General features: G+C 41.7%; 16 protein-coding genes, 1 other RNA gene, 1 pseudogene and 1 other annotated feature. Of the genes and pseudogenes, 1 reads left to right on the top strand and 17 read right to left on the bottom strand.

Annotation, left to right across the window (positions count from 1 at the left end; translation table 11 throughout):
- Positions 1–524: 524 nt before the first annotated feature.
- From H7J92_RS09280 to hisS, 5 genes are all read right to left on the bottom strand, one after another.
- Positions 525–1,943, bottom strand: coding sequence for an NAD-dependent succinate-semialdehyde dehydrogenase (locus H7J92_RS09280; protein WP_221836637.1), 1,419 nt, complete (start codon positions 1,941–1,943; stop codon positions 525–527).
- A 14-nt stretch (positions 1,944–1,957) separates the two neighbouring features.
- On the bottom strand, positions 1,958–2,725 hold the full coding sequence (locus H7J92_RS09275) for a tRNA threonylcarbamoyladenosine dehydratase (protein WP_221836635.1): 768 nt from the start codon (positions 2,723–2,725) through the stop codon (positions 1,958–1,960).
- 130 nt (positions 2,726–2,855) lie between these two features.
- Positions 2,856–3,036: non-coding RNA, 6S RNA (gene ssrS / locus H7J92_RS09270), on the bottom strand.
- Between the two features lie 76 nt (positions 3,037–3,112).
- A complete protein-coding gene (gene aspS / locus H7J92_RS09265) occupies positions 3,113–4,882 on the bottom strand; it encodes an aspartate--tRNA ligase (protein ID WP_221836705.1) in 1,770 nt (589 codons plus the stop codon).
- Between the two features lie 259 nt (positions 4,883–5,141).
- Entirely contained in the window at positions 5,142–6,404 is a 1,263-nt protein-coding gene (gene hisS / locus H7J92_RS09260; RefSeq protein ID WP_221836634.1) for a histidine--tRNA ligase, read from the bottom strand.
- A gap of 78 nt (positions 6,405–6,482) precedes the next feature.
- Positions 6,483–6,702: a binding site (T-box leader), on the bottom strand.
- A 116-nt stretch (positions 6,703–6,818) separates the two neighbouring features.
- Between hisS and H7J92_RS09255 the strand changes: the two genes are divergently transcribed.
- Positions 6,819–8,363 carry an N-acetylmuramoyl-L-alanine amidase family protein gene (locus H7J92_RS09255; protein ID WP_221836631.1) on the top strand — a complete coding sequence of 515 codons (1,545 nt, stop codon included), beginning with the start codon at positions 6,819–6,821 and terminating at the stop codon, positions 8,361–8,363.
- A gap of 229 nt (positions 8,364–8,592) precedes the next feature.
- On the opposite strand, the gene H7J92_RS09250 is transcribed toward H7J92_RS09255, so the two are convergent.
- From H7J92_RS09250 to H7J92_RS09195, 12 genes and pseudogenes are all read right to left on the bottom strand, one after another.
- A complete protein-coding gene (locus H7J92_RS09250; RefSeq protein ID WP_009497437.1) occupies positions 8,593–8,814 on the bottom strand; it encodes a helix-turn-helix domain-containing protein in 222 nt (73 codons plus the stop codon).
- Between the two features lie 10 nt (positions 8,815–8,824).
- Positions 8,825–9,316, bottom strand: a complete 492-nt coding sequence (locus H7J92_RS09245) for a DUF2975 domain-containing protein (RefSeq protein WP_040759186.1) — start codon at positions 9,314–9,316, stop codon at positions 8,825–8,827.
- Between the two features lie 244 nt (positions 9,317–9,560).
- Entirely contained in the window at positions 9,561–10,172 is a 612-nt protein-coding gene (wrbA, locus tag H7J92_RS09240; RefSeq protein ID WP_040759591.1) for an NAD(P)H:quinone oxidoreductase, read from the bottom strand.
- Positions 10,173–10,433: 261 nt separating this feature from the next.
- Positions 10,434–11,411, bottom strand: a complete 978-nt coding sequence (locus H7J92_RS09235; RefSeq protein WP_221836702.1) for a ring-cleaving dioxygenase — start codon at positions 11,409–11,411, stop codon at positions 10,434–10,436.
- A gap of 408 nt (positions 11,412–11,819) precedes the next feature.
- Positions 11,820–12,386, bottom strand: a complete 567-nt coding sequence (locus H7J92_RS09230; protein WP_221836628.1) for an NADPH-dependent FMN reductase — start codon at positions 12,384–12,386, stop codon at positions 11,820–11,822.
- A 14-nt stretch (positions 12,387–12,400) separates the two neighbouring features.
- Positions 12,401–13,456: an LLM class flavin-dependent oxidoreductase gene (locus H7J92_RS09225; protein ID WP_221836625.1), complete on the bottom strand. Its 1,056-nt coding sequence runs from the start codon at positions 13,454–13,456 to the stop codon at positions 12,401–12,403.
- Between the two features lie 2 nt (positions 13,457–13,458).
- Positions 13,459–14,403 (bottom strand): ring-cleaving dioxygenase, encoded by a 945-nt coding sequence (locus H7J92_RS09220; protein ID WP_221836623.1) that lies wholly within the window; start codon positions 14,401–14,403, stop codon positions 13,459–13,461.
- Positions 14,404–14,454: 51 nt separating this feature from the next.
- A complete protein-coding gene (locus tag H7J92_RS09215; protein ID WP_009497449.1) occupies positions 14,455–14,898 on the bottom strand; it encodes a MarR family winged helix-turn-helix transcriptional regulator in 444 nt (147 codons plus the stop codon).
- 564 nt (positions 14,899–15,462) lie between these two features.
- Complete coding sequence (locus tag H7J92_RS09210) at positions 15,463–16,278, bottom strand: lipid II flippase Amj family protein (RefSeq protein ID WP_078817013.1); 816 nt, start codon at positions 16,276–16,278, stop codon at positions 15,463–15,465.
- A gap of 44 nt (positions 16,279–16,322) precedes the next feature.
- A pseudogene (locus H7J92_RS09205) lies at positions 16,323–16,592 on the bottom strand (DUF4260 domain-containing protein); the annotation flags it as partial.
- Between the two features lie 505 nt (positions 16,593–17,097).
- Positions 17,098–17,544: a D-aminoacyl-tRNA deacylase gene (gene dtd / locus H7J92_RS09200; protein ID WP_221836620.1), complete on the bottom strand. Its 447-nt coding sequence runs from the start codon at positions 17,542–17,544 to the stop codon at positions 17,098–17,100.
- Between the two features lie 17 nt (positions 17,545–17,561).
- Complete coding sequence (locus H7J92_RS09195; protein ID WP_221836618.1) at positions 17,562–19,760, bottom strand: RelA/SpoT family protein; 2,199 nt, start codon at positions 19,758–19,760, stop codon at positions 17,562–17,564.
- Positions 19,761–19,884 lie beyond the last annotated feature (124 nt).

Here is a 19,884-nt window from a genome sequence, read left to right as displayed (position 1 = left end):
ATTCACACGTTTTTGCTTTTGTTTTAACTTAATAGCTTTTTTCTTTCAACCAATCTGAATTGTAATCTCCAATAATAACTGGTTCCTTCACATTGTTTCCCTTATCACCTTACAAACTATATCCCCCATTATCACCCGATATCTTAATATCCTTATTCTGTCAAACGGTTAGTTTGTTTAAGAAAAAAATTCCCTCTTAATTCCCCGCACAGACCCTTTCTAATATTTTAACTTATTTTACCACAACCTTTTTCTAAACCCTACAAGAAACCTATTTATTCTCATAATAAGCAAACCGCTACCTAAGATGTATACAATTTGTAATCATTTCCATCATGCCAATTAACACCATAGCGTTAATTTAGATGTGCAACGTCTCGTTGATTCGTATATTAAACACCACACAAAAATTTAGCTTTCAATAAAAAAGGGAAACCAATTCATACGCGAATTAGTTCCCCAAAAATATTGTTGGATATTGTTTTCTTCTCATCGATCAAACCCGTGCCTGCACCTTTATTTCATTAAAGACCCAGTGAAATATACTTCACTTCCAAATATTCATCGATCCCATGATGCCCGCCTTCTCGTCCAAGCCCACTTTGTTTAAACCCGCCAAACGGTGCTTGCGGGGCAGATGGCAGACCGTCATTCAGACCGACGATACCGTACTCCAAGGCTTCACAAATTCGGATTCCCTCTGAAATGTTTTCAGTGAAGACGTAGGCAGCCAATCCATAGATGGAGTCGTTGGCACGCTGAATCACTTCTTCTTCCGTTTCAAATAATGTGATCGGTAGAACCGGGCCGAATGTTTCTTCTTTCATGCAGAGCATTTCATCCTTTACATTATAAAGCACAGTAGGTGAATAGAATAATCCATCGATCTGCTCTCCTCCAGCCACGATAGTCGCTCCTTTGGTTTTTGCATCCGTAACGTGTTCCAACACCTTTTCAATCGCAGCCTCATCGATTAAAGGGCCGATGTCCACGCCTTCTTCTACTCCATTTCCAACCTTCAGAGCTTTCGTTTTCTCACCGATGCGCCGAGTAAATTCCTCAGCTACTGATGAATGAACGTAAATTCGGTTGGCACAGACACAAGTCTGGCCTGCATTACGGAATTTTGCGGCGATAATCCCTTCCACCGCTTTATCGAGGTCGCTATTAGCCATCACGATTGCCGGAGCATGTCCACCGAGTTCCAATGAAATTTTCTTCACTGTATCGGCAGCCCCTTTCATCAGCGTTTTTCCCACTTCAGTAGAACCGGTGAACGTCAGCTTGCGCACACGCCCATCCTGTTGCCAGGCACCCGCAATCTCACTGGCACTCCCGGTTACGATATTGACAACACCGTCAGGAATGCCTGCTTGGTGTGCCAACTCGACTAAACGAAGAGCTGTCAAAGGAGTTTGAGAAGCCGGCTTCAACACGACCGTACAGCCAGCGGCAAGAGCGGGTCCAACTTTCCGTGTAATCATCGCAGCCGGAAAGTTCCAAGGTGTGATGGCTGCAATCACGCCAACGGGCTGCTTATGAACAAAGAGCCGCTTTGTTGAGTGGGTTGCAGGGATCATTTCACCGTAAATTCTCTTCCCTTCTTCCGCATACCAGCTAATAAAACCATTCGCATAGCGCATTTCACCCAATGCTTCTGACAAGGGCTTTCCTTGTTCCGTCGTCATCGTCGTGGCTAAGCTCTCTTCATTTTCCGAGATCAATGCGTGCCATTTCATCAAAAACGCACTGCGTTCATATGCAGACAGTGCAGACCACTCTTTTAGCGCAGCAGAAGCTGCGTCCACTGCCTGCACCGCTTCCTTTGCTCCGCCACGCGGTACCATTGCAATCTTTTCGCCCGTCGCAGGATTGGTCACATTCATCTGCGGTAAATCTGAGCCGATTAGCTTTCCATTGATGATCATTTCAACTACATCCATCGTACATCTCTCCTTTATTTCGAATCGTTTACACGTTCAACAGGAATATCTGCCACTATATCGTTTAATACCCAGCTGGCTAAAATCAAACCAGCGACAGAAGGGCAAAAGGCATTGGAAGCTGGGGGCATCTGTGCTTTTCGAATGGAAGCATCAGGATTTCCGACGGTCTCTACGACATCTTCCCGAATAACGATCGGACTTTCATCAGAGAACACGACGGGCACTCCTTTTGCAATGCCTAGCTTTCTCAAACGAAGGCGAATGACCTTTGCAAGCGGGTCGGTATGAGTTTTTGAAATATCTGCGATTCGGAAGCGAGTCGGATCCGTTTTATTTGCAGCCCCCATGCTGGAGATTACTTTCACTCCTCGTTTTAGGCATTCTTGGATCAGATGAATTTTGTAACTGATCGTATCCGACGCATCGATGACGTAATCCGGTTTATAAGAGAAAAATTCCTCTGCTGTTTCTTCTGTATAAAACATATGTAGCGAGATGACTTCACACTCTTTATTAATATCCTCAATCCGTTCTTTCATGACGCCAGCCTTCGATTTTCCGACAGTTGAAAGGTAAGCGACCAATTGACGGTTAATATTTGTAATGTCAACTGTATCCTTGTCCACCAAAATAATGCGTCCAACCCCTGTCCGGGCACATGCTTCCGCCGCAAAGGAACCTACGCCTCCTACACCGAGGATCGCAACGGTCTTCCCTTTCATCCGCTCGACGCCTTCCTTGCCGATTGCTAACTCATTTCTTGAAAATTGATGTAACATAGATACCCATCCTTTAAAGTAATTTGTCTTATTCCCTATGTTAATGCAGTCATAGCCCACAGTGCAACTAACTTAATTGAAGCGCAAAAAACCTCCTGCAGATGCAAGAGGTTGGAAGTTTGCAAGAAAGTAAAATCCCGACTGTGCCGTCTTTGGATATCGCTTTGAACCCGCATGTAGCAGGTGGGTGTCTTATCCAGCTCTTTTGACGTCCCGATTAAAGGCATGCCATCCAAGTTGGAACAGCAGACTCCCGACGATAATATGTTGGGTCAAAACTGATTGGCAAATGACGAACACTTCAGGATTTTTACTATCTTTATCCTATCATATACTATTTCATAATTCAATCAATTTGAATACAGTCTTTCAAAAATAGTAGATTCCTCACTTTTTTGCTGGTTCAGCTACCACTTTAATCCCTAGTTCTTTTAATTGTGCATCATCTACGGAACTTGGCGCTTCCGTCAACAAATCACTTGCGCTTGCTGTTTTCGGGAATGCGATAGTGTCACGTAAGTTTGTGGAGCCCGCAAGCAACATGACAATCCGGTCTAGACCGAATGCAATTCCGCCGTGTGGAGGTGTCCCATATTCAAATGCATCCATTAAGAAACCGAATTGTTCGCGAGCAGATTCCTCAGTGAAGCCAAGTGCCTTGAACATTTCTTCCTGTACTTCACGTTGGTAAATACGCAATGATCCTCCGCCGAGTTCGTAGCCGTTTAACACTAAGTCATATGCTTGCGCTTTTACCGACTCAGGATGAGTTTTTAACTGCTCAACATCAGCAGGCATAGTGAATGGATGGTGCGCTGCGTAGTAGCGGCCGTCTTCTTCATCGTACTCGAATAGTGGCCAGTCTGTAACCCATAGGAAATTATACAGAGACTGATCGATCATGTCCAAGTCTTTTCCTAATTTCAAACGCAATGCGCCCAATGAATCCGCGACAACAGATTTCTTATCTGCACCGAAAAGGAATAAGTCACCCACTTCTCCTTCTCCAGCTGCCTTAAGTGCTTCTCCAATTTCCCCATCAAAGAACTTTGCAATCGGTCCATTAAAGCCGTCTTCCGTTACTTTCAACCAAGCTAACCCTTTCGCTCCGTACACTTTTGCATACTCGCCAAGCGCATCAATATCTTTACGAGAATATTTCTCTGCTGCCCCTTTGACGTTGATTAATTTCACCTGTCCACCCGATTCGACTGCTCCGGCAAATACTTTGAATGAAGAGTCTTTGACGATTTCCGATACATCCGTCAATTCCATTCCAAAACGAGTATCCGGTTTGTCTGAACCGTAGCGGCTCATCGCCTCATCATAAGGAAGTCGCTTGAATGGTGTTTCGACGTCGACCCCTTTTACATCTTTCATGACTTTCTTCATTAAACGTTCATTCATCTCTAAAATATCTTCAATCGACATAAAGCTCATTTCCATATCGATTTGAGTAAATTCAGGTTGGCGGTCTGCACGTAAATCTTCGTCACGGAAGCAGCGTGCAATTTGGTAGTACCGGTCGAAGCCAGATACCATCAATAATTGCTTGAATAGTTGCGGTGACTGCGGTAGTGCGTAGAATTCCCCTTCATGCACACGGCTTGGAACCAAATAGTCTCGCGCGCCTTCAGGTGTTGATTTCGTAAGGATTGGCGTCTCAACTTCCAAGAAGCCTTCATCGTCCAAGAAATTGCGGACCGTTTTCGTGATGTCTGAGCGCATTTTGAAAATACGTGCAAGTTCAGGACGGCGAAGGTCTAAGTAACGGTATTTCAAACGCGTTTCTTCCCCTACGTCGGTGTTGTCTTCAATTGTGAATGGCGGATTTTTTGCTTCATTGACGACTTTGACGTCGCTTACTTGGACTTCGATCGCGCCTGTTTTCAGGTTCGGATTTTTTGTTTTTTCCGCGCGTTCGATGACGTGTCCTTTGATTTCGACGACGTATTCGTTACGCAGTGTTTCGGCAATCTCCAGTGCTTCTTTAGAAATATCCGGGTTGAAGACAGTTTGGACGATTCCTGCACGGTCACGGACGTCGATGAAGATGAGTCCTCCCAAGTCGCGGCGTTTTTGTACCCAGCCTTGGAGGGTGACTTCTTGTCCGATTTGTTGTTCTGTTAGGTTTCCACAATAATGTGTGCGTTGCATGACGACTACACTACCTTTCAATTCTTTGTTGTTGGTTTTAATTGCATTTGCATTAGCGTTTAAAACTGGTACATCATATCCACCCACCGTTGATTTCCGTTGCAGGCGGACGCTTTCCGCGGGGCGGGCGGTGAGCCTCCTCGGTCGCTACGCTCCCTGTGGGGTCTCACCTGTCCCGCTAATCCCGCAGGAGTCGCCGCCTTCCACTACAATCAACTAAAGTCTTGGAAGATAAATAAAAACACCGATCCTAATTATATTACTTCTTCAGTTCTTCCAATAAATCATCCATTGATACTTTTTTCTGCTGTCCGTCTGCCATGTTTTTTAGTTGGACGGTGTTTTCGTTTACTTCGTCTTCGCCGATGACGATGACGTAGTTTGCTTGCAGGCGGTCAGCGGATTTCATTTGGGCTTTCATTTTGCGGTCCATGTAATCCATTTCACTGCGAAGGCCGTTTTCTCTAAGTTTTCCGATGAGTTCGAAGCCTTTTGTTCGGGCTGCGTCGCCTAATGTGACGAGATAGACGTCTAGTGACGGTTCATCTGTCCAGGATTTTTCTTCTGCTTCTAGTGCGAGCAGGAGGCGTTCAATACTCATGGCAAAGCCGATACCAGGTGCTGGTGGTCCGCCGATTTCTTCTGCTAAGCCGTTGTAGCGACCGCCGCCGCAAAGCGTAGTGATGGCGCCGAAGCCTTTTGATGTGCTCATGATCTCAAATGCAGTGTGATTGTAATAATCGAGTCCGCGGACTAAGTTTGGATCATATTCGTACTCGATTCCTGCTATATCCAAATACTGTTTCACTTTTTCGAAATAAGCCGATGAGCTTTCATTCAAATAGTCTGCTAAAGATGGAGCAGTTTCCATCAACGGATGCTCTCTGTCCACTTTACAGTCTAGTATGCGCAGCGGGTTTTTCTCCAGACGGTTTTGGCAGTCTTGGCAGAATTCTCCGATGTGCGGAGTGAAGTGTGCGATGAGTGCTTCCCGGTGTGAGTTTCTGGATTCCTTATCACCGAGTGAGTTCAAGACGAGTTTGATATCAGATAAACCTGCACGCTTATAGACTGTCATCGCCAACTCAATCACTTCAGCATCAATAGCCGGATCATCACTCCCGATTGCTTCTACGCCAAATTGTACAAACTGACGATAGCGTCCCGCTTGTTGACGTTCGTAACGAAACATCGGTCCTGTATAAAATAATTTTACAGGTTGATCTGCATAGCCGAACATTTTATTCTCAACGAATGAACGAACGACTGCCGCTGTGCCTTCAGGACGCAATGTCATCGAGCGATTTCCTTTGTCTGTGAATGTGTACATTTCTTTTTGTACGATATCGGTCGTATCACCGACTGTGCGTTGGAATAATTCGGTTTGTTCAAAAATAGGTGTGCGAATTTCTTTGTAATTGTAAACATCACAAACAGATTGGATGATGTTTTCGACACGTTGCCATTTCCAAGAAACATCAGGCAAGATGTCCTGTGTACCCCGAGGAACTTTGAAATTCATGTTCATAACCCCTTTCAATGACCTAATAGTTGCGGGCGTCCTTTTCAGAAAACATAAAAAAGCTCCCATCCCTAAAAACATAGGGACGAGAGCTTGTAGCTTCCGCGGTTCCACCCAAATTGACACATACTGTGCCCACTCGAATCCGGATAACGGCCGGTTCCGTTCATGCCTACTAATTTCAGCACAAAACCTCCATGGTGTTGTTCGCCTTACTGTTCTGTCAAGGAATTTCAGCCAAGTTCCCTGTTCTCTTTCCAGCCGTTCGTAAAGTTACTTTCCATCTCATCGGTATGTAGTTCGATTCGATTATTTCCTATGTTAATCACTTCTACTCAAACTGTCAACTTTTTTATCTAATTGTGGCGTTTACTGCGGCTTGTTCGGTACAATACGAAGTAAGGAGGTGAAGACATGAGAAAATATCGCTTTGGTTTAATAATGTCTCTAGCACTCTTATTATTTTTCAGTAGTCTCCCAAGCGGCTTAGCGGAAACCGTTGAAGTAGATTCGCCGACCCTTAATGTACGCAGCGGGCCTGGGCTCACCTATCCTGTTGTCGGTCAATTAAAAGATCGAGATCGCTTAACTATTTTAGAGACCGATGGAGATTGGCTGAAAATCCAGTTTGGAGAGGAACAAGGATGGGTTGCAAAGTGGCTGACGCGCTCTGCTGAAACGAGCGAACAGTCAAAGGAAGTCGTATCGAAAGTCGATTCACTTAATATCCGTTCCAGTCCTTCCGTTCAATCTGCGGTCATCGGAAAAATGCGTGCAGGTGCGATTGCGACAGCTAACGGTCAAGAAGGTGATTGGATTTCAATCATACTGGACGGAAGAGAAGGCTGGGTTTCTGCTGAGTATGTGTCGGAAGCGAAGGAATCTTCATTCGCAGCGTCGGGTGAAGAGGAAGAAATCGAACAGCCTACCGTATCTAAAGAAGTAACTGATCCCGATGAATTTACAGTGGCGGTTGAAAAGCTCAATGTTCGTAAAAAAGCGACACTGCAGTCAAAAAAACTAACGCAGATTAACAAAGGCGATACGTTCCCTGTAGTGGCAACTGATGGCAATTGGGTGCAAGTCCAATTGGATAAGAAAAAGACAGGTTGGGTCTATTCATTCCACGGGCATCTTTCGTCGAATCAAACAAAAGTAGCATCGACTGATGAGACCGACCAAGGAATCGTTACCATCCTGACAGATGGAACGAATTTACGTGAAGAGCCTTCTACTTCATCGCCGGTCGTTTTCCGAGTGAACGCAGGTGAGAACTATCCAATTATCGACAAGCAGGACGATTGGTATAAAATTACATTGCCAAACGGCCAGCAAGCATTTGTAGCGGAATGGGTAGTGACCACAACGGATTCTTCTTCCCCAACTGGGCAAAAGCAGACAAAACAAGCTCGGGTCAAAGGGACGCTGAAAGGGTTGACGATTGTGGTGGACCCGGGACATGGTGGACATGACCGAGGGACAACAGGCGCCCATGGTTCGATCGAGAAAGATTTGACGCTTATAACAGCAGAGCTGCTTGCAACGAAGCTTCAAAAAGCAGGGGCTGAAGTAGTATTAACACGGAATTCGGATACATATGTATTGCTTGGAGCGCGTGCTTCCATTGCACAGTACCATGATGCGGATGCGTTCGTCAGTATTCATTATGACGCGCATGTAGACCCATCGATTTCAGGATTCACGAGTTATTACACGCGATCTGAACAACAGCCGCTCGCAGAAGCTATCAATAAAGGGTTAGCTTCTACGATCACGTTACGAGACCGCGGTACGCAATTCGGAGATTTTCATGTGTTGCGCGAAAATAACCGAATTGGCGTGCTGGTAGAACTAGGATACTTATCGAATTACAATGAAGAACGCCAAATCACGACCAATCATTTCCGTGAACAGGCTACACACGGTATTTATCAAGGATTGCTTGATTATTTTAATTGAGTTGAATTGAAGATTACGAGATGTTGAACAGATAGTCCGCACATCCAACTTAAAACCCCAGCAAACTTCACATAGGAAGATTGCTGGGGTTTACATCTAGTAGATCCAGTTCGTAAAGTATTATTCGGATTTGCTAATTAAAAGGTGACAGCGCAGAATGTTAGACGAGAACCACCAAGTCAAAAGTGCCGTACTCTTAGTAGAAGGTTGCACTAAATATATACCTTCATCATTCTTGAGCGTTTTCATCACTTTTGTATTCTAAAATATCGCCTGGCTGACAATCCAAAGCCTTACAAATTGCCTCCAAAGTTGATAATCGAATCGCTTTTGCCTTGCCATTTTTCAATATAGAAAGATTGGCCATCGTGATACCAACTCTTTGTGAAAGCTCCGTTACGCTCATTTTCCTTTTAGCCAACATCACATCAATATTAATTATAATCGCCATATTATTCACCTCAGACCGTCAAATCATTTTCGGATTTAATATCGATCGCATCTTTTAAAAGCTTTTGAAGAACAGCAGCAAAGACCGCGATCACCATGGATGCACCGACCATGACCAGCCCAATTAATATGAGACCCGGTGCGTCATCCCACTCCGCGATGATATAAACCAATGGCAGCGCGATCACATACAAACCGCTGATTGAGAGGGCATAAGTTTTAATTTTTTTCAGTGCCCCTACTGACAATTCCGAAAAGGCTTGGTTCTTGTCAATATACGTTAATAGTCTAAATGCCTGATACAATGCAAAGTAAAACGGGAGCACCGATACATACATAACTACTAAAAGGCCTACTATCACATAACCCAACTTTGCACCTTTCACGGCCTCTGCAATCGCTACACTCGCGAGTTGGGGCAGCGCAAAGATGCACAAAGCAAGAACAGGAAGGCCAATAAAAATAACAGCTATCTTTAAAAATAATGTTGAACCATGTTTCACAAAAAGCACCTCGCATATTTAGTTTCTATTTGATAATAATACATTATTTATCGAATTACAATAAATATTTATCGGTTTCCATACATTTTTGTGAAGTTCTTTGAATTTCAGCCAAAGGTAAACAGCATTCCTCATTGCAAAAGAAATGCTGATCACTGTAAACAATTCAATTTGACCTTTACGATAAATCTTCACAACGTAAAAAAAGCTGACCGAATAAATATCGGTCAGCCTTTGTATTTTCTTATTGATTTCCTTTTTTAACCCATTCCGCAACTTGCACTGTACGCTTCGCTTGATGTTTGACAGCCGCTTGGACATCTTCAATCATTTTTCCATCCTGTCCTACAGTTACGCTAGTTCCATACGGGTTTCCACCTGCTCCAAATAGGACTTGGTCTGTATAACCAGGGGTTGCGATAATAGCTCCCCAGTGCATCATGGAAGTATATAATGATAAAAGGGTCGCTTCCTGACCACCATGTGGGTTTTGCGCGGAAGTCATTGCGCTTACCACTTTATTCACTGTTTTTCCACCAGCCCAAAGCCCGCCTTGAATATCAAGGAACTGCTTCATTTGTGATGGCATGTTTCCAAATCGAGTCGGAGCGCTAAAGATGATTGCATCTGCCCATTCAAGATCTTCTGATGTTGCAACTGGAACGTCTTTCGTTGCTTCAACAGTAGCTTTCCATCCTTCGTTCCCATCGATAACGGATTGCGGTGCCAATTCTTGTACTTTTAGTAATTTTACTTCTGCTCCAGCTTCTTTGGCTCCTTCTTCTGCCCATTTTGATAGTTGATAATTTGTTCCACCCATGCTATAAAAAACTACTGCTAATTTGACGTTTGACATATCTTTATTCTCCTTTGTTCTCCCGAATATTTTATTTAAAATTCCCATATATGATTTCCTCTTTTCGTTTAGTTATAACCACCTCCTTTGAATATATTTGATATTCAATATTTTGCCCTGCAACATAATTCAAGTACAAAATAGTTGAGAGGATGTGTATTCTAAGTTGTTTTACTGTAAACCTTGCTAGAGCCGCAAAAATTCATCCATTCGTTTGAAAACCAAAATTACTAGTGAAAGTTTGTGTTCCAGCCTCTGGTTTTATTCTTTAATGAATTCCTTCGTGCTTCTTACTGTATCAATCGGACGAACCAATTTTTCTATTTCTTCACGTTTAGGCTCCAGGAATGGAGGTAAAGATAATTTTTCCCCAAGCGTTTCATAAGGTTCATCTCCCATAAAACCAGGACCATCTGTCGCGAACTCAAATAAGATTTGTGGTGCAACCCTTGAATACAATGACTCAAAGAAATGGCGATTTATATAACCAGATGTCTGAAATCCAAAACTATTCATCCGGTCAATCCATCCCTCAAGTACTGAACGATCCTCTACGCGGAAAGCCGCATGGTGTACTGTACCAAAGCCTTGGCGGCCCTCAGGAAGAAGCGCATTATGTTCCACGATGACTGAGGCACCATTTCCGCCTTTACCTACTTCAAATAAATGGAATGATTCTTCTTGAGCTGTCTCTTTAAATAATAAAACTTTTTCCAGCATTTCTTTAAAATAATCAAAATTCGCAATCCGGATAAAAACAGGTCCTAAACCAGTAATCGCATACTCAATTGGGATCGGACCCTTTTGCCAAGGCGTACCGGAATCAATCCCTTTGTTGATTTCATCTGAAATCAATTGATACTGTTGATCATCAAAATCAACGAAAGAGAGAATTTTTTTGCCAAACTGTTCTTTGATCCCTGTATGATTAACTTCTAAACGTTCAAAATGTTTTACCCAATAATCCAATGCAGCGTCACTCGGCACTCGGAATGATGTTTTTGAAATCTCGTTTGTACCATGCACTCCCTTTGGAATGCCGGGAAAGTCAAAGAAGGTCATGTCTGTGCCTGCACTGCCTTTATCATCGGCAAAGAATAAATGATACGTTTGAATATCGTCTTGATTCACCGTTTTTTTAACTAAACGCATGCCTAAAACATAAGTGAAAAACTCATAGTTTTTTTCTGCGCTGCTAGTGATCGCTGTAACGTGATGTATTCCTTTGATTTCCATTATATATCCCTCATTTTTCTCTTATCTAAATAAGTAATTTTTTCTTTTTCATCATGGGTTAGTTTGGGTTAGCTACAAGAAAAAACACGTGTATTTTCTTGAATTGATAAAGATCAACTAAAAAAAGTGTCTTTTTCAATTTTGAATGTAGCCACTTCATATGTCTCGTATTAGAGATATTGGACAAAAAATAAAATCCATTCGTTAACTCTGTTTCACTTTACCAATCAATCGATTGGAAATCAAATTAAATGTCTCGAAAACGAGAATTACTTTTTAAATCTAATTATTACTGAGAAATAAGATTTCTATTATTAGTTTTTAATTTCAACCGAATAATCCATACCAATCCAAATAATGATTAACAGAACAGCCCATATAGATTTTTGTTAAAGATTATATGCACTCCTTTTAAAAATCATATTCTTCGTCTTTTTTCCTACGAATGGCTTCGAATGCTTCTACTGTTAATACTGTATCCTCAACCAATCGTTCTAAACGGAATAGGATATCATCATTCACAATTTCTTTACGTAAGAAGTCCTTTTCTTCTATGAATACATATGTTGGAACGATGTGTGCTTTCATATACGCCAAGATTGGCTTTAATTGCTGTTCCACCATTAAATAATGCTTCGCTGTACCAGCTGTCACGATACTACTTACGACTTTGTCTCGAAAAGCGTTAACAGGGAGTAAGTCGAAGATGTTTTTAAGTGTTGCGGGAATCGATGCCTGGAATGTCGGCGTTCCAATAATCATGGCATCTGCTGCCATGATGGTCTCTGTAACGTATTTCGTATCTCCTTCATATTCAAAGTAACTACGTCCATCACTAAACTCTACTGTATATTCCGCTAAATCTATGAGCGTGACTTCATGCTGAGGATATTTTTGTTTAAGAATTTCCACTGTTTTCAGCATAGCGGTTTTTGTCTTTGAACCGACGATTGATCCAGCAAGTGCGACGATTTTCATGTTATTACCTCCCGTTATTTTGCTGTATATTTTTTAATGGCTGGAATAATATCGTTCCCGATAATTTCGATGTTTTTCATAATCTTTTCAAAAGGTACCCCGCCAAAGTCAATCTGCGCCATAAAACGCTGCATATCATAGAGTTCATATTGGAACAGCATTTTTTCAATAATTTGTTGTGTACTGCCAACCATTAGTGCATCGCGTGTATCAGGTGCTTGAGCAAATTGCTGCTTAGGATAGCCGCCGCCGCGAATTGCCAGGAATCCGCCGTTGATATGAGGGTACATACCTTGCAAAGCCTCTTTTGTAGTCTCAGCTACATAGAACAAGCTGGTTGTCGCAATCGGTAATGTTTTTGGATCATATCCGCTTTGTTCAGCTGCCTCGCGATATGCATCAACAGAAGGTTTAAAGTTGCTTGCTGGTCCGCCTAATGTAGTCAGCATCATTGGAATTCCCATTACACCCGCTTTAATGGCACTTGCAGGCAGGCCACCGACCGCACGCCAAATTGGTAGTGAACCATTTTTGGGTTGAGGAAGTATATTTGCATTTTTTAATGGGGCACGGAATTCTCCTTGCCATGTCACATACTCTTCTTCATTTAGCTTTTTAAGGAGTTCCAACTTCTCTTCAAAGATTTCTTCATAATCCTGTAAATCGACGCCTAGTAATTGATAGGCCCCTACACGGGAGCCACGTCCAGCAACAATTTCTGCACGGCCGTCGGATATTAAATCGATTGTGGAAAAATCTTCATACACACGTACAGGGTCTGATACGCTTAATACGGTTGCAGAACTTGTGATTTTAATTTTACTTGTTGCTTGTGCGATCGCACCAAGGACAACGGTATGAGCTTGAGTGGTAAAATATGTTTGATGACTTTCACCAACGCCAAAGACATCAATTCCAGCTTGTTCCGCTAGTTTGCTTGCTTCAATTAATTCATTGATTCGTTGTTGGGCCGAAATCCGCTCACCTGTTAGTGGGTTCGGCATATGATCTCCTAATGAATACAATCCAAATTCCATACCTTTTGACGGGTCGATACGATAGTTTTCCATAATTAGTCCTCCTCAATAGGTTGTAGTTTTTCTTCAATTTCCGCACGTCGGCCTTCTAAAAAAGGTGGCAAATCTAATTTTTCGCCCAGTGTTTCGATATCTCCATCGATTGTAAAACCTGGTCCGTCTGTTGCAATTTCAAATAAAATACCATTTGATTCGCGAAAGTATAAGCTCTTGAAGTAGAAACGGTCTACAATCCCCGATGAGTGAAAACCATTTGCTCGTACTTGTTCATCCCAGTAAGCGAGCTCTGCATCGTCTTTCACACGAATCGCTAAGTGATGGATACTGCCGCGCCCTGGTTTTTCACTAGGTCCATCTATAGATTTCACAACGATCTCACCGAATACTTGACCTTCTATCGATTGAAATATCGCTTCATCTTCTGTACGCGAAATTTGTGTATAGCCAAATATTTCCGTAAGCGTACGCGCTAGTTTATCGAGTCGGCGCACCGTAATTTCCACAGCGCCCATCCCTTGAATTTGATGTTCTTCAGGCACATTTGATCTTTCCCATGTTTCCCAGTGATCCACTTTCTCTCCATTCGACACAAGAAGCACCATGCGAAGGCCTTCGGAATCTTCAAAGTGAAGAGCAGTTTTATTGGCATAGGTTGTGATGTCACTGTGTTGTATGCCGAATTCCTCAAAACGTTCTTTCCAGTAAATTAAGCTCGCTTCTGACGGTACAAGCAAGCCGATTCGAGTGATCGCATTTGTGCCTCGATGCGTCCGGCCAGCCATCGGTATCTCAAAAAATGATAACTCCGTACCAGGGCTTCCTGTTCTATCGCCGTAAAATAAGTGATACATTGATGGTTCGTCTTGATTTACCGTCTTTTTCACACGCCGTAAACCCAGTATGTCACGGTAAAAACGGTTATTTTGTTTTGCGTTTTTTGTAATCATTGAAATATGATGATGTCCTGGAATTGTATTCATAAGTTTTCCTCCTGTTTTTCATTTGATTAATCAAGTGATGAGGTAAAAAAATTATCTGTTTGACAATTTCTTTTTTTCGCTATTTTTTTGCACGCGTGATATGAGCGAATACAAAGTCTTTTGTTCCTCTTCAGATAAAGACTCATCAAAGAATGAAGATTGAAACTCCAGCTGAGCTTCAAACGCATTGTCCAGTTTGTCCTGCCCTTTCTTTGTTAAGGAAATCGTTTTTGTTTTCCAATCTTGCTTACGTTCAATAAGCCCTTCTTTTTCAAGGCGAGCGAGCATACGCGAAATACCGCCCTGCGTTACGGTTACTTTCTCAGCCAGTTCACTTTGTGTTAATGGTTGGTATGTTGAAATTTGCATTAACACATCAAATTGTGCAGTTGTTAAATCAAATTGCTTTAAAAAGTCATTTGAAAGTAAGTTACTTTGATGTGTAAATCGAGCGAGTCGCAGCCAGATTAATGATCCACGAGTATTCTTTTTCATATTGTCCAGCACTCCCTTGTGTCATCTTCACTTTACTACTCAATTGATAAATGTGCAAGAGAAACATCTCGGATTCGTGATGATGTTACTAAATTGAAGGATGTGTATTCATTCTGGCTTATTGCTTCAATTGAGAGGAGCATCCCCTACCGATTAGCAAGTATTTGTTAATAATTATCTTTGCCCCCTTCTGATGATGCTTTATTGATAATATCTGCTATTTCATCCTTTGTACCATAAGTGATTTTTTCTAGTATTTCTATACTATCTATATTTAAATCTTTCACATCGTAGTAGGCGTTCTAGTAATCATGAAATGCACTCGTTAAGAAAGTTTACAACAAAGAGAAAAAATTCTAAAATCTAGAATACCGTCTTAGTTTTTAGTGAAATATATTTGGTGAAACAAAAAAGCTACTCTCCCTATCGAAGAATAGCACACTATTTTAAATCAATAATTTAAAATCATTCAGTAATTTGCAATATAGCCTATTACGGCTGCAGTATTTCATATAAAAACAGGCGCTCCATAATGCGGTTAAAACGCCCGCTTGACGAAGAATGTTACACGATAAATTGAGTAAACCAAGCAATATATTTTGCTCCTGGAATAAAAAATAATTGTGCCAACAACGTTCCCAATAACCTTGACGAAACCATCATCAAGGAGAGATTTTTAAGCTTTTGATAACTCCCTCTTCCATTTACAACCTCATCAGCAACAACAGAAACTTTTGGGTCAACAAAAATAACTAGCAGTATGGTAGCCATTCCATTTATTAAGCCAGATGCCATAATAGCTGTCGATGCCCGTTCAGGTGCGAGCAGGGCTGCATACAACGCAGATAACACACCAATGGTATAGATCGCTGTTATTACCATATTGACGAAAAATAATCGTATTGGAATATCTTTCATTTTTGTATCTTTTAGATACGAAAATTTAGGCAAATTGAAATGAGTTACACCGCGTTTTATATACTGTAAGGAAAATAACCTTTTAACTAAAGATGGAACAGATCCCTTTTCTTCAGATAAATGAATAATCGCTCTTGAAAATAGGGCGATAAAAGTAGGTAGTAACAACATGCCAAAAATTGTTCCAACTGTTGATGCACCTATAAGAAATCGAAATTGCGTTGCTACGAACTCCTGTGCATGACTACCTGGTGCAGTGTCGATTAAACTTCCCGTAAAGGGTTGTTGCATCATATTTGCCAATCTTGAAAACATCACCATGATATTAAAAAGGGATAAAGCGGAAGCAATCATCTTTACCCTGGCACCTGATAATCTCACGGCATAAGCGAGTGTCTCGATTGAGTGAATGATAAAAATAAATATGGCAATATACATTAATTTTGCAGTAATTATATCCAACACACACTACCTTCTTACCTAAATAAATTTTGTTAGTATAGCGCTCAAACACGATTAAGATGAGAATCTTGAAATTTTGTTGGATATTTCAATCCATATCCAAACATTCTATCCATCCCGATATGAGCAATCCAGATTAAGCTAACCTTTAAAGCATGATGGTGGTCTATCAATAAACCGCAGATCATTTGTATAGCTGGAATGGTATAGGTATGAACTAAATTATACAGAACTGAAGCTATCTTAACGCTTTTTAAGTACCCAAGTGCTGATAAATCCGGCGCCAACAATAAAACCAGAAACACCACCCAACTAAATTGTAGATGTAATCATTAATACTTTTTCAAAATTTCTCGTTTTATATTGAATTATATGTAGTTAACTCTTCTGAAATTGAATTTAAAAGTCTTTCTCAAAGGTAATATAGTAAGCCGCATCTATCATTTCATCTTTCATTCCACCCCTAGTGTAATTTCACACTGTAGTAGCCCTCATTAATAATGCAACGTCTTCGCCTTGCAAAGATTCATTCCCTTGTTAAATACAAATGACACTCTATTTACCTCTTACTTGAATATCTTCTTGCAAGTTGTAACCAATTCCGGTTTTAGACGATTAGCAAATCACAATTTGTTCATTTTTAAAGTAATTATCAAACTTAGAATGTTGATCATCCTTAACGGCAGCAATTCATCTCCATTAAATCTCTACATAAAAAAAGCATCATTTAAGATGCTTTCCTTTGCCAAGCTTCAATAACATTACTAGAACTAAAACTACTATGCCCGCAGATAATTAAATAAAAATCTTACGCCGAAGTTACGCCTTAGGCGATTCCACCAACAACGTCACAGGTCCATCATTGGTCAATTGAACATCCATCATGGCTCCGAATTGTCCGGTTTCAACATGAAGTCCTTCGTTGCGGAGCTGTTCGTTAAAGTACTCCCATAATGGTTCAGCTTGCTCTGGTCTTGCGGCGCCAATAAAACTCGGTCGTCTGCCTTTTTGAACATTGCCGTATAAAGTGAATTGAGATACCGATAAAATGGCACCTTCCACTTCTTCAATGGAGCGATTCATTTTACCTTCGTCATCCTCGTAAATTCGCAACCCCGCTATTTTCTTAGCCAAGTAGGCCGCATCCTTTTCGCTGTCTTCGTGCGTAATCCCGACCAGTAACACATAACCTTTAGCAATGGAGCCGACAATTTCTCCATCCACTGTCACAGACGCATCTTTCGCCCGCTGCAATAGCACGCGCATAAGTCAGCCCCTCCTTTTTAATTCATGACTCGTTCTACTGAATAAACATCTTTAATCTGTTTAATTTTCTCGACGGTGCGTTGTAAATGAGTAATATTCTGAATCTTTATTGACATATGGATATGCGCAATACTGTCTTTATCCGCTTTGCCGCTGACTGCAATAATTGGTGTCGACATATCCGCTACAACCATCATTACTTCATTCAGCAAACCTTGACGATCGAATGCAGAAATCTCAATGTCGACTTGGAATTCTTTGCGCATTTTCTCGTCAGGCAATGCCCATTTCACGTCAATCAATCGTTCACTTTGACCATCTTCCGATAAAATATTGGTACAATCCGTTCTATGCACGGAGACTCCCCGACCTCTCGTAATGAAGCCGACGATGTCATCCCCAGGCACCGGATTGCAGCATTTTGAGATTCGGATCAACATATTGTCGACATCTTTGACGATGACTCCTGATTCCGTCTGTTTCTCAGGCTGAGGCGTTTTCATATCCGAAACGATTTTATCGATGGTCTCTTTTTGCTCGCGTTCTTTGCGCATACGTTCAGCCAACCGATTGACGACTTGCTGAGCGGTAATTCCACCAGATCCAACCGCTGCGTACATATCTTCTTCGGAAGTGAAACTGAACTTATCGATCGTCCGTTGAATATTCGCATGGCTTAACGCCTCTTTAGCGTCATATTCCTGGGATTTCAATTCCTTTTCGACGAGTTCGCTGCCTTTAATAATATTTTCATCTCGCAATTGTTTCTTAAAGTATTGCCGGATTTTGTTTTTCGCCTGGGAAGTATGGGCAAGCTTCAGCCAATCCCGGCTTGGACCGAATGATTGTTTCGATGTAAGGATTTCTACAATATCCCCGGTTTCAAGAGAAGAATCCAGCGGAACAATTTTCCCATTCACTTTAGCGCCAGTCGTCCGATTTCCAACTTCCGAATGTACTCGGTAAGCAAAGTCGATCGGCACAGATCCTTGCGGCAATTCGACAACATCCCCATTCGGCGTGAAAACGTAGACCATGTCGGAAAACAGGTCGAACTTTAACGACTCCATGAACTCCTGTGCATTGGAAGATTCGTTTTGGATCTCCAATATTTCACGGAACCAAGTTAATTTTGAATCAATATCATTGGAAGATTTTGCGACGGATTTGCCTTCTTTATATGCCCAATGAGCAGCCACTCCAAATTCGGAAATACGGTGCATCTCTTCCGTACGGATCTGTACTTCCAGTGGATCTCCCGCTGGACCAACAACCGTCGTATGGAGAGATTGGTAAAGATTTTGTTTCGGCATGGCAATATAGTCTTTGAATCGGCCTGGCATTGGCTTCCATAAAGTATGGATAATACCGAGCGCTGCGTAACAATCTTTAATACTCTTGACCACAATTCGAACAGCCAATAGATCGTATATTTCATTGAATTCTTTCTTTTGAATGACCATTTTTTGATAGATCGAATATAAATGCTTCGGTCTTCCATGCATTTCGGAAGCGATTCCCATATTATCAAGCTCTACCCGCATTTGCTCCATTACATCCTGCAAATACTTTTCTCGTTCGACACGTTTTTGTTTCATTAAATTCACGATACGATAATATTGTTGGGGATTGGAATAACGTAATGCAATATCTTCGAGTTCCCATTTGATTGTGGAGATTCCTAGACGATGCGCTAGCGGAGAGAAGATTTCCAGTGTTTCCTCGGAGACTCGACGTTGTTTCGCAGCGGGCACATGTTTCAAAGTTCGCATATTGTGAAGGCGATCTGCCAACTTGATTAAAATGACTCGGATGTCTTGGGCCATTGCAATAAACATTTTACGATGGTTTTCCGCTTGCTTTTCTTCATTTGACTTAAACTTCAATTTATCAAGTTTCGTCACACCATCTACGAGCATCGCCACTTCATCCCCGAACTCGCGGATAATGTCTTCACGGCTGACTTCAGTATCTTCCACCACATCATGCAAGAAACCGGCTGCTACCGTTTCAGGGTCCATTTGAAGTTCTGCTAAAATCCCAGCCACTTGAATCGGATGGTTGATGTATGGCTCACCTGAACTTCTAAACTGCCCTTCATGTGCAGCTTTTGCCACGACGAACGCCTTCTTGATAAAGTCGACATGTTCTTCGTTCATGTATTTGGCGACAAGCTCAAAAATATCTTGTTCTGTCATGTCTTGATTCTTCGCCATTCTCTTACCCCTTTCAACCTATTCCGAAATTTAATTATATTATTATATGTATAGTATCACTTAAATGTAAAACGAATCAATTACAGCGCTTGGTAAATATAGTAAGAATCCTCCGCAATATGCG

This window comes from Sporosarcina aquimarina (assembly GCF_019748715.1).
GTDB classification, from domain to species: domain Bacteria; phylum Bacillota; class Bacilli; order Bacillales_A; family Planococcaceae; genus Sporosarcina; species Sporosarcina newyorkensis.
This window is presented reverse-complemented; position numbering and strand designations above follow the sequence as displayed.

Excerpts from the sequence above, each read along its gene's own strand:
- H7J92_RS09280 (WP_221836637.1), bottom strand. The coding sequence starts at position 1,943 with ATGGATGTAGTTGAAATGATCATCAATGGAAAGCTAATCGGCTCAGAT.
- H7J92_RS09275 (WP_221836635.1), bottom strand. The coding sequence starts at position 2,725 with ATGTTACATCAATTTTCAAGAAATGAGTTAGCAATCGGCAAGGAAGGC.
- aspS (WP_221836705.1), bottom strand. The coding sequence starts at position 4,882 with ATGCAACGCACACATTATTGTGGAAACCTAACAGAACAACAAATCGGA.
- hisS (WP_221836634.1), bottom strand. The coding sequence starts at position 6,404 with ATGAATTTCAAAGTTCCTCGGGGTACACAGGACATCTTGCCTGATGTT.
- H7J92_RS09255 (WP_221836631.1), top strand. The coding sequence starts at position 6,819 with ATGAGAAAATATCGCTTTGGTTTAATAATGTCTCTAGCACTCTTATTA.
- H7J92_RS09250 (WP_009497437.1), bottom strand. The coding sequence starts at position 8,814 with ATGGCGATTATAATTAATATTGATGTGATGTTGGCTAAAAGGAAAATG.
- wrbA (WP_040759591.1), bottom strand. The coding sequence starts at position 10,172 with ATGTCAAACGTCAAATTAGCAGTAGTTTTTTATAGCATGGGTGGAACA.
- H7J92_RS09230 (WP_221836628.1), bottom strand. The coding sequence starts at position 12,386 with ATGAAAATCGTCGCACTTGCTGGATCAATCGTCGGTTCAAAGACAAAA.
- H7J92_RS09225 (WP_221836625.1), bottom strand. The coding sequence starts at position 13,456 with ATGGAAAACTATCGTATCGACCCGTCAAAAGGTATGGAATTTGGATTG.
- H7J92_RS09220 (WP_221836623.1), bottom strand. The coding sequence starts at position 14,403 with ATGAATACAATTCCAGGACATCATCATATTTCAATGATTACAAAAAAC.
- H7J92_RS09215 (WP_009497449.1), bottom strand. The coding sequence starts at position 14,898 with ATGAAAAAGAATACTCGTGGATCATTAATCTGGCTGCGACTCGCTCGA.
- dtd (WP_221836620.1), bottom strand. The coding sequence starts at position 17,544 with ATGCGCGTGCTATTGCAGCGGGCGAAAGATGCGTCTGTGACAGTGGAT.
- H7J92_RS09195 (WP_221836618.1), bottom strand. The coding sequence starts at position 19,760 with ATGGCGAAGAATCAAGACATGACAGAACAAGATATTTTTGAGCTTGTC.